Below are 9,328 nucleotides of genomic sequence, written 5' to 3' on the forward strand. Positions count from 1 at the left end.
TTCCTTTGCGCTAATTGGCGACACTGGCGGTAGCTTTCTGGGCTTTTTTCGCGGTATTATTTTTACGTAACACTTCACCAGCAAGGGCTAAATAGGCTTTAGCGCCAGTTGATGATTTATCATAATACATGACTGGTGTACCAAAACTTGGTGCTTCAGCTAAACGAACATTTCGAGGGATGACAGTACGATAAACCTTATCACCAAAATGTCGTTTTAGTTGCTCAGATACATCATTAGCTAAGCGATTACGAGGGTCATACATAGTACGAAGTATGCCTTCAATATGTAGTTTATCATTCACCACTGACGTTAACTTAGTGATGGTATCCATAAGTGCTGTTAAGCCTTCTAACGCATAGTATTCACATTGCATTGGCACTAAAACAGAATCAGCTGCCGTCATGGCATTAACGGTCAACATATTGAGTGATGGTGGGCAATCGATAATAATAAAGTCATAGAAGTCTTTTACTGGCGCTAAGGCGTTTTTTAAACGCTGTTCACGGGCGTATACTTCCATCAACTTGATTTCTGCTGCGGTAACATCGGCATTGGCTGAAATTAGATGATAAAGACCTGAGGTTTCTTTAATGACCACTTGTTCAACGCTCTGTTCTTCCACCAGTAATTCATAACAGGTGGCATGAACATTGTATTTATCAACACCACTGGCCATGGTGGCATTGCCTTGCGGATCTAAATCAATTAATAAAACTTTGCGTTTTGTTGCCGCCAACGAGGCCGCCAAATTAACCGCGGTTGTAGTTTTACCCACACCACCTTTTTGGTTTGCAATTGCTATTATTTTTCCCACAAGCGCCTCTATTGTATTTTTTTTGCTTCTAGTGCAACTTCTTCAAAACCAGAACGTGACGTTCACCAACCAAGCCAGGTACGATAATTTTATGACTGTCTACTAAAATAATATTTTCAGGTAATTGTGAAATTTCACTCTGAGGGTATTGCCCTTTCAGTGCAAAAAATCGTCCTTGCTCAGTGGTGATTAAATGCTGACACCAGCTTACCATATCATTAAGGGAAGAAAATGCGCGACTTAGCACACCATCAAAAGGTTGCTCGCCTTGATAGTCTTCAACTCTTGCCTTCACTGGCGTAACATTAGTGAGTTTTAATTTAAAAATCGCTTGTCTAAGGAAGGTAATCCGCTTACCTAAACTGTCTAATAGGACAAAATTTCTTTCTGGATATAAAATAGCCAGTGGTATACCGGGTAAACCAGGACCCGTACCTACATCAATAAAATTTTTACCAATAAGTACTTCACCTACCATTAAACTATCCATAATATGTTTAATTAACATATCACTAGGATCCCGAACTGAAGTAAGGTTATAGGTTTTATTCCATTTGTTGAGTAGTTCAACGTATTGAATAAGTAAATCGATTTGCTGCTGAGATACGACAAGCTGGGTTTTACTGATCAGTGTCGTTAATTCTTGTGTTAAAGTCATTTTTATTTAGACCAGCTGCTAACTTGTTAAGTTAGCAGCTCGCCCCTAGCTATTGCTTTTAGCCTAATTTGCGTAAAAGACCGTGTTTTTTTAAGTAGACTAATAATAACGAAATTGCCGCCGGAGTAATACCAGAAATTCGTGAAGCTTTACCAATAGTTTCCGGACGAGCATCTTTTAGCTTAGCGACAACTTCATTCGAGAGCCCTGAAATTTGCTGATAATTAAGATCCATTGGGATCAAAGTATTTTCATTACGCTTTTTCTTGGCTATTTCATCTAGCTGTCGATCAATATAGCCAGCGTATTTGGTTTGAATTTCAATCTGTTGAGAAGCCTCTTTATCAGCCGCTGCTGGCCCTAAACCTTCAATTTTCATCAGATCATCATATTTTACTTCTGGGCGACGGATCAAATCTTCTAAACTGGCTTCTTTACTCAAAGGCGATTTTAGCAAGGCATTAATCTGCTCAATATTGTGATGATCCTTTTGAATCCAGGTTGAGCGTAACCGCTGACGCTCGAGTTCAATATTTTCCATTTTTTCATTAAATCGTTGCCAGCGAGCATCATCAACTAAGCCAACTTTACGACCTAGTTCGGTTAAACGAATATCGGCGTTATCTTCCCGCAATAACAAACGGTATTCAGCACGCGAAGTAAACATGCGATACGGTTCTTTAGTTCCTAATGTCGCTAAATCATCAATTAGCACACCGACATAAGCTTGGTCACGACCGAGAATAAACTCATCGCGCTCTTTTACTCTATTGGCAGCATTAGTTGCGGCAATAAGCCCTTGCGCGGCAGCTTCTTCATAGCCGGTAGTACCATTAATTTGACCGGCAAAATATAAGTTTTGCACAAATTTACTTTCTAAACTCTGCTTTAAATCACGAGGATCGAAGTAGTCATACTCAATGGCATAGCCTGGACGAGTAATAAAAGCATTTTCAAAACCTTTAATTGAACGTACTAAATCAATTTGTACATCAAAAGGTAAACTGGTTGAAATGCCATTAGGGTACACTTCATTGGTAGTTAAGCCTTCAGGCTCAACGAATATTTGATGTGAATTTTTATCGGCAAAACGAGTGATCTTGTCTTCAATAGATGGACAGTATCTTGGGCCTACGCCTTCAATGACCCCCGTATACAGGGGAGATCTATCTAAACCATCTCGAATAATCTGATGGGTTTTCTCATTGGTGTGAGTGATATAACAAGATATTTGTTTTGGATGATCAGCACGAGAGCCCATAAAAGAAAATACCGGACGCGGTGTATCTCCTGGTTGCTCTTCCATTACCGAAAAATCTATTGATCTTCCATCAAGCCTTGGTGGTGTTCCTGTTTTTAAACGACCCATTCTAAAAGGCATATCACGCATTTTTTCGGCTAGAGTGATACTGGCAGGATCACCTGCACGGCCGCCTTGATAATTATTTAGACCAATGTGAATTTGTCCTGCAAGGAAAGTTCCAACGGTAAGTACCACTGTTTTGCCTTTAAATTTAAGGCCCATTTGTGTTGATATGCCAACTACGCGATCGTTTTCAAGGATCAAGTCATCACAAGGTTGTTGGAAAATAGTTAAGTTTTCTTGGTTTTCCAAGACGTTTCGTACGTAAGATCGATATAATACGCGATCCGCTTGGGCACGAGTCGCTCTTACGGCTGGACCCTTGCTTGAATTTAATGTTCTAAATTGAATGGCACTATGATCAATGGCCGTTGCCATCAAGCCACCAAGTGCATCAATTTCTTTAACAAGATGACCCTTGCCAATGCCACCAATGGCAGGATTACAAGACATTTGGCCTAGAGTGTCAATGTTATGAGTTAACAACAACGTTTTGCAGCCCATACGTGCTGCTGCAAGTGAGGCCTCGGTTCCCGCATGACCACCACCAACAACAATTACGTCATAAGACTCTTGATACCACATAAATTTACAATCCTGCTTGGTTAAAGTTTTTATTTTAAAAGGCAGTGCAAAATTTGCAATGCTTAAAATTAGGAAACGTATTTTAGCGCTTTTTTCTCCTCAGGGATACGATCAAATGCGTAAAAAAGATCTGGGCTGATCTCTAATATATATTAAGAGATCTTTATAAAGATCTTATTACTATTACTTATTAAGATCCTTATTTTCTGTGGGTAAGTACTTTTTCTTTATAAATATTAGTGACTAATAGTAATGATAACCTTGTGATCAAGCCTTGATCAATCTGCTAATAAGCTTTGATCAAAACAGCGACTTATCCACAGGCAGATTAAATCCCAATTTAATCCACTGAATAATAATAGCAAAATAACCGGTTATTCACTGTTTTATCCACAATGTAAAAAATATAGATCAATAACTGTTAATAACTTATGGGTAACTGATCGTGCTAGATCTAAAGTAGATCTTTATTTAAGCTGATCCACTGCTGAGCAAGCTCTTCTGGATCAATATCTTCAGACATATCCAAAGTTTTCAAGGGTGCTATTTCATTACAACCCTTTGTAATCATGAGTTTTGTTATATCTTTAGCTGCTTTACAGAAAGTATCATAGCTAGAATCTCCGATCCCTATGGTTAAAAAACTAACCGTGGATAGATCTTGTCCACAATGAGATAGATCACTGGCAAATTGCTTGATGTTGTCTGGGTAGTCTCCAGCACCATGTGTTGAGGTACAAATGATCCAAAGAGGTTTTTTAGGGATATCACTGTGCTTTTTTTGTTCATTATTGCTCAGGAAAGTATTACTGAGGATGTTATTAAGATCCGGTTTTAAGTGAATATCAACCTTAAAATCAAGTTCAGTTAGGGTTTCTTCACAGGCTTCTGCAACATATTCCGTGCCACCAAGCATACTACCAACAATGATTTGAATTGAGCTCATAGAGGGTCTCTTTTTAATAAAATGGAGTTATATAACGATAATAAGCGGGGAGTTATTGTATTACTTAAGCTAAGTTCGGATAAACAATTACTTTGCATACTTTGTTATATGATGGTTGTATTTTAAACAATAAAAATATAACCAGCACTGTAAGTTGCACATTGTTATGTTGGCCATTAAAGGGCATAAACCGATATATAAAACAGCTGAGGCTGAAAATACCAACAAAATTATTGGCTATTTTGTTGGTGCAGAGCAGATAAATAAAAATATCCAAATCGCTGTTTGTATTCAGAGTGGAGGTTCGACTGGCGCTGCTGGGTTATTTAGTAGCCAATATAACGGCTAACATGGTTATCAAAAGAGATTATCTGCGTTCGATGAAAAGATTTTAGAGCTAGGTTAATAGTAGCGGAATAATATTTTACGCAGCATAGATTTTAGCTATGCTGCGTTTTTCTTGGTTGTTACTTACCAATACAAAAAGAACTGAAGATCTTACCTAACAGATCATCACTGGTGAACTCGCCAGTTATTTGATCCAATTCCTGCTGACAAATACGTAACTCTTCTGCCAATATCTCACCTGCCACGTAAGACTCAAGTTGCTCTAATCCGATGAGTAAATGCTGATGGGTATTCTCTAGCGCCACTAAATGCCGCCTTCTTGCCATAAATCCACCTTCAGTACTACTTTGATAACCCATAATACTTTTTAAGTGCTCTTTTAGGCTGTCAACGCCTGCACCTGTTTTTGCTGATAAAGTAATGATAGTGTGTTGTGTGCCGTCGGTGTCAGTAAACTCGCTAAAACCGGTTTTAGCATTAGTTACATCGGCTTTATTTCTGATCAGCGTAAGGCCAATATTTGCTGGTAGCTTGGCAAAAAATTCTGGGTAGTAATCTTTAATATCTTGCTCATCTGTTAACACGCTGTGATCTTCACTGCCATCAACCATTAATAAAACCCGATCTGCTTTTTCTATTTCTTGCCAAGCACGCTCAATGCCAATTTTTTCAACCACATCATCGCTATCGCGTAATCCTGCGGTATCAATAATATGTAATGGCATGCCATCGATATGAATTTGTTCGGCCAGTACATCACGGGTAGTACCGGCAATATCGGTAACTATGGCGGTTTGTTTACCACTTAAGGAATTTAATAAACTGGATTTTCCGGCATTTGGGCGACCAGCTATGACGACACGCATTCCTTCACGGATAATACAGCCTTGCTGTGCTTGTTTACGTACATCTTCTACTTTACTGATAATAGTTTTTAAATCAGTAACTATTTTTTTATCAGCGAGAAAGTCAATTTCTTCTTCAGGAAAGTCTATGGCCGCTTCAACATACATGCGTAGGTGAATAATACTTTCGACCATTTCATGCACCAGCTTTGAGAAGTCGCCTTGTAAAGAGTGCATGGCAGAGCGAGCAGCTTGCTCTGAACTAGAGTTAATTAAATCAGCGATGGCTTCTGCTTGGGTTAAATCGAGTTTGTCATTTAAAAAAGCTTGTTCACTAAATTCACCTGGTTTAGCCATTATTACTTTCGGTAGCGCAAGAATTGTCTTCAGCAGCATATCTAAAATTACCGGGCCGCCATGGCCTTGAAACTCAATAACATCTTCGCCAGTAAATGAGTTAGGCCCTTTAAAAAATAGTGCTATACCTTGATCTAATACCTGATTTTTATCCGGTAAGGTCTTATCTAAAAAAGGCAGATATTCTGCTTTTCTTACTTCAGGAATTTTACCTAATATAGCTTGAGCAACATTGGTTGCTTCTGGGCCTGATACTCTAATAATACCGACGCCACCACGTCCTGGTGCGGTTGCTTGGGCGGCGATTGTCGTTGTGTGAGAAATTGATGTCATGGCTAGGTAATTAATTTTAACGGTTGAATGCTGGTATTTTACTGTATTTATAAATTAATACCAATTCTGCTGAGGCTATAGTTGGCATTAATGTCGACAATAAAAAAGGCGATTACTGTTAAACAGTAATCGCCTTTTACTTTATTCATTTTATTGTTAACTCAAGACCGATTTTAAGCTGCTTGTGCTGCTTTTTTCTTAGCAATACCCGCAAATATAATCTTCATTTGGGTAATTGAAATCAAGTTACTGATAAACCAATAAAGTACTAAACCTGACGGGAACCAAGCCATAAATATTGAGAATACTACGGGCATATACTGCATGATTTTTTGTTGCATTGGATCTTGAATGGTCATAGGTTGCATTCTTTGCATAACATACATACTTGCACCCATTAATACGGGTAAGACAAAGTAAGGGTCCATTGTCGATAAATCTTGAATCCAGAAGAAGAATGGTGCATGACGTAATTCAACACTTTCTAAGAATACCCAGTAAAGCGCTAAGAAAATGGGCATTTGCAGTAATAATGGTAAACAACCGCCAGCAGGATTTACTTTTTCTTTACGATACATTTCCATGGTGGCTTGTGACATTTTTTGTCTGTCATCGCCAAAACGTTCTTTTAGCTGGGCTATTTTTGGTGCTAAGTCACGCATTTTAGCCATTGAGGTGTATTGCACTTTAGTTAATGGGTACATACCACCTTTGACAATTAAGGTGATGATAATAATAGCCACACCCCAGTTAGTGACAAAGCTTTGGATAGTTAGCAGTAACCAGAATAAGGGTTTACTGATCATCCATAAGAAACCGTAATCAATCGTTAAACCTAAACCGTCAGAAATTTCGTCTAGTACGTATTGATCTTTAGGACCGACATAAAAAATTGCCGATGTAGTGCCTTGTTGACCAGCATCAATAATAATCGCGGGAGCTTTGAAACCTATTACCGCTTCAAAATTATTACTGTAGCTAGTATATAGCTGGTTACTATCTTCAGCGTTTGGTATCCAAGCTGATACGAAGTAATGCTCAAGCATAGCAACCCAACCACCAACGGTTACTTTAGCTAAGTTAGCATCTTGTATATCATCAAAATCATATTTTTCGTAACGATCTTCTGTGGTTGAATAAGCAGTACCACGATAAGTTGGCAACATACCACCGCCTGTGTCTACCAAGGTAGACTGCTTAAGTTGGCCATACATTTGTACAGATACGCTATTCGCTGTGTTGTTATCTATTATGTATTCAACATTAATGCTGTAGCTATTTTTCTTAAAGGTAAAACGTTTAGTGACCGTCATACCACTGACATCGTTAAAAACTAAATCAATGATTAAGCTATCATTGATTAATTCATAATTGCTTTGCACGCTGGAATAGATTGGGCGACCTTTAATGATACGGTCAATACCGTTAGCACCGGTTAAACCACTTTGAGCAATATATTTTTGATTGCCATTTTGCATGATGGTAAAGGGAATACCATTGCCTTGCTCTGTATCGAAGTTAAGTAATTTTACTTCTACGATATCACCACCTTGACTATTAATTTTTAAGGTGAAGGTGTCAGTGGTCACGTTTATTAACTTTGCCGAAGTCACGTTTGATTTTACCGAGCTTATTTGTGCATCTGATGATTCAGGCACGAAGTCAGCGTTAGCAATTTCACCAGACTGATTTTGGCTAATACTTGTTTGTTGCGTAATAGGTGCATTTTGCTGCTGCCATTGACTAAACAGTAAGTAGGTAACAACCATAAGCGCAATAAAAAGTAGACTGCGTTGGGATTCCATAAAATTTACTTCTCTTCTTTGTTGGCAGGGGAGTATTTTCCCGAGCATAATTTAAATGTGATAAGTGCGTGGCATTTTAATATACGTTTGCTTGATAACCAACACTCTTTTAGTCTAGGTAGGTTATTTATTCTTTTTTTTGTGGCACTGGATCGTCACCACCTTCATTGAGAGGGTGACATCTTAATATACGTTTGCTTGCTAACCAACCACCTTTTATGACACCAAAGCGATTAATTGCTTCGGTTGCATAGCTAGAGCAGCTTGGTTGAAATCGACAATTAGAACCTAGTAATGGGCTAATAAAGCGTTGATAGCCTTTAATACCCGTTATAACTAGTTTTTGTGGCGTTGAATTATTTTGCGCCATATTTTCTCTAATTCTTGATTTATTGTCTTGTTATCAAGTTGATCAATACCAGACTTTACCATAACGACTATATCGATAGCAGGTAAATTATGTTGGTTTAAGCGGAAGCTTTCTCTTATTTGCCTTTTAATACGGTTGCGTTGCACAGCAAGTTTAACTCGTTTTTTGGCTATAGCTAAGCCTAAACGGTTTTTGGCAACTGAATTATGTTTATCAGAGACGAGAGTATGAGGTTTTTGTGTTACTAATAAAGTAAAGTGGCGAGAGCCAAAACGGATAGGTTTAGAAAAAACCGCTTGAAAATGACCGGGAGTCAACAAACGTGACTCCCGATTAAATTTGTAAGTAACCATAGCTAGGTTACCTTATATCAAAAATTGTAAACAAGGTTTGATATTATGCGCTAAGGCTTTTACGGCCTTTGGCACGGCGACGAGCTATAACAGCACGGCCGCTTTTAGTTGCCATACGAGCACGGAATCCGTGGTTACGCTTACGCTTTAGTATGCTAGGTTGAAATGTTCTTTTCATTATGTAATCCGTCGGTTGTTGTTGCCCTGGCAAAACAGCCTTTTGAGCACACTGGTCTAAAAAAAGAGGCGGAATATTAAATCTTATTAGGGTAATTGTCAATCTTTTATGTTAGCTATTTTACTATGATCCTTTGGTATTTATCCTAGGATCATGGTGATCTTTATGGTGTTCACTAACTATATTCACAGTTTTACCACATTGCTGTTGGACCATCTGGATAACTAATTTGGTAAATTGCTTGTTTAAAGCTTAAATCATCAATAATAAGTAGAGTTATTTTTGTGATAAATATTATAGTATTTTTATTATTAACAAAGACTTAACATTAGTTAATCAAAAAAAATGTAGAATAGTTAAAAGTCAATAT

The 9,328-nt window shown here is 38.1% G+C and carries 10 protein-coding genes; 1 reads left to right on the top strand and 9 read right to left on the bottom strand.

The genetic code is table 11. The annotated features are described in order from the left end of the window. Positions 1-10: 10 nt before the first annotated feature. The 4 genes from CMT41_RS18335 to CMT41_RS18350 form a co-directional block, all read right to left on the bottom strand. The gene (locus tag CMT41_RS18335) at positions 11-817 is read right to left on the bottom strand and encodes a ParA family protein (protein WP_057183515.1); all 807 of its coding nucleotides are present in this window, start codon (positions 815-817) and stop codon (positions 11-13) included. A gap of 28 nt (positions 818-845) precedes the next feature. Then, entirely contained in the window at positions 846-1,475 is a 630-nt protein-coding gene (gene rsmG / locus CMT41_RS18340; RefSeq protein ID WP_058028101.1) for a 16S rRNA (guanine(527)-N(7))-methyltransferase RsmG, read from the bottom strand. Between the two features lie 58 nt (positions 1,476-1,533). Then, on the bottom strand, positions 1,534-3,423 hold the full coding sequence (gene mnmG / locus CMT41_RS18345) for a tRNA uridine-5-carboxymethylaminomethyl(34) synthesis enzyme MnmG (protein ID WP_058028102.1): 1,890 nt from the start codon (positions 3,421-3,423) through the stop codon (positions 1,534-1,536). A 454-nt stretch (positions 3,424-3,877) separates the two neighbouring features. Beyond that, complete coding sequence (locus tag CMT41_RS18350) at positions 3,878-4,369, bottom strand: flavodoxin domain-containing protein (protein ID WP_058028103.1); 492 nt, start codon at positions 4,367-4,369, stop codon at positions 3,878-3,880. A gap of 166 nt (positions 4,370-4,535) precedes the next feature. Here CMT41_RS18350 and CMT41_RS18355 point away from each other — a divergent pair, with 166 nt between their 5' ends. Beyond that, positions 4,536-4,718: a hypothetical protein gene (locus CMT41_RS18355; RefSeq protein WP_058028104.1), complete on the top strand. Its 183-nt coding sequence runs from the start codon at positions 4,536-4,538 to the stop codon at positions 4,716-4,718. 118 nt (positions 4,719-4,836) lie between these two features. On the opposite strand, the gene mnmE is transcribed toward CMT41_RS18355, so the two are convergent. The 5 genes from mnmE to rpmH all read right to left on the bottom strand — a co-directional run bounded on the left by mnmE (position 4,837) and on the right by rpmH (position 8,958). Then, entirely contained in the window at positions 4,837-6,252 is a 1,416-nt protein-coding gene (gene mnmE, locus CMT41_RS18360) for a tRNA uridine-5-carboxymethylaminomethyl(34) synthesis GTPase MnmE (RefSeq protein WP_057183526.1), read from the bottom strand. Positions 6,253-6,425: 173 nt separating this feature from the next. Then, positions 6,426-8,057 (bottom strand): membrane protein insertase YidC, encoded by a 1,632-nt coding sequence (gene yidC / locus CMT41_RS18365; protein ID WP_057183528.1) that lies wholly within the window; start codon positions 8,055-8,057, stop codon positions 6,426-6,428. Between the two features lie 127 nt (positions 8,058-8,184). After that, the gene (gene yidD, locus CMT41_RS18370; protein ID WP_057183530.1) at positions 8,185-8,427 is read right to left on the bottom strand and encodes a membrane protein insertion efficiency factor YidD; all 243 of its coding nucleotides are present in this window, start codon (positions 8,425-8,427) and stop codon (positions 8,185-8,187) included. Then, the gene (gene rnpA, locus CMT41_RS18375; RefSeq protein ID WP_057183532.1) at positions 8,394-8,780 is read right to left on the bottom strand and encodes a ribonuclease P protein component; all 387 of its coding nucleotides are present in this window, start codon (positions 8,778-8,780) and stop codon (positions 8,394-8,396) included. Before rnpA ends, yidD begins: the two co-directional genes overlap by 34 nt. A 43-nt stretch (positions 8,781-8,823) precedes the next feature. Next, positions 8,824-8,958 (bottom strand): 50S ribosomal protein L34, encoded by a 135-nt coding sequence (gene rpmH, locus CMT41_RS18380; RefSeq protein ID WP_057183533.1) that lies wholly within the window; start codon positions 8,956-8,958, stop codon positions 8,824-8,826. Positions 8,959-9,328 lie beyond the last annotated feature (370 nt).

This window comes from Colwellia sp. MT41 (assembly GCF_001444365.1).
GTDB classification, from domain to species: domain Bacteria; phylum Pseudomonadota; class Gammaproteobacteria; order Enterobacterales; family Alteromonadaceae; genus Colwellia; species Colwellia marinimaniae.

Bases quoted from the DNA above. Each gene is read 5' to 3' on its own strand.
- rsmG (WP_058028101.1), bottom strand. From the start codon at position 1,475: ATGACTTTAACACAAGAATTAACGACACTGATCAGTAAAACCCAGCTT.
- mnmG (WP_058028102.1), bottom strand. From the start codon at position 3,423: ATGTGGTATCAAGAGTCTTATGACGTAATTGTTGTTGGTGGTGGTCAT.
- CMT41_RS18350 (WP_058028103.1), bottom strand. From the start codon at position 4,369: ATGAGCTCAATTCAAATCATTGTTGGTAGTATGCTTGGTGGCACGGAA.
- CMT41_RS18355 (WP_058028104.1), top strand. From the start codon at position 4,536: ATGTTGGCCATTAAAGGGCATAAACCGATATATAAAACAGCTGAGGCT.
- mnmE (WP_057183526.1), bottom strand. From the start codon at position 6,252: ATGACATCAATTTCTCACACAACGACAATCGCCGCCCAAGCAACCGCA.
- yidC (WP_057183528.1), bottom strand. From the start codon at position 8,057: ATGGAATCCCAACGCAGTCTACTTTTTATTGCGCTTATGGTTGTTACC.
- yidD (WP_057183530.1), bottom strand. From the start codon at position 8,427: ATGGCGCAAAATAATTCAACGCCACAAAAACTAGTTATAACGGGTATT.
- rnpA (WP_057183532.1), bottom strand. From the start codon at position 8,780: ATGGTTACTTACAAATTTAATCGGGAGTCACGTTTGTTGACTCCCGGT.
- rpmH (WP_057183533.1), bottom strand. From the start codon at position 8,958: ATGAAAAGAACATTTCAACCTAGCATACTAAAGCGTAAGCGTAACCAC.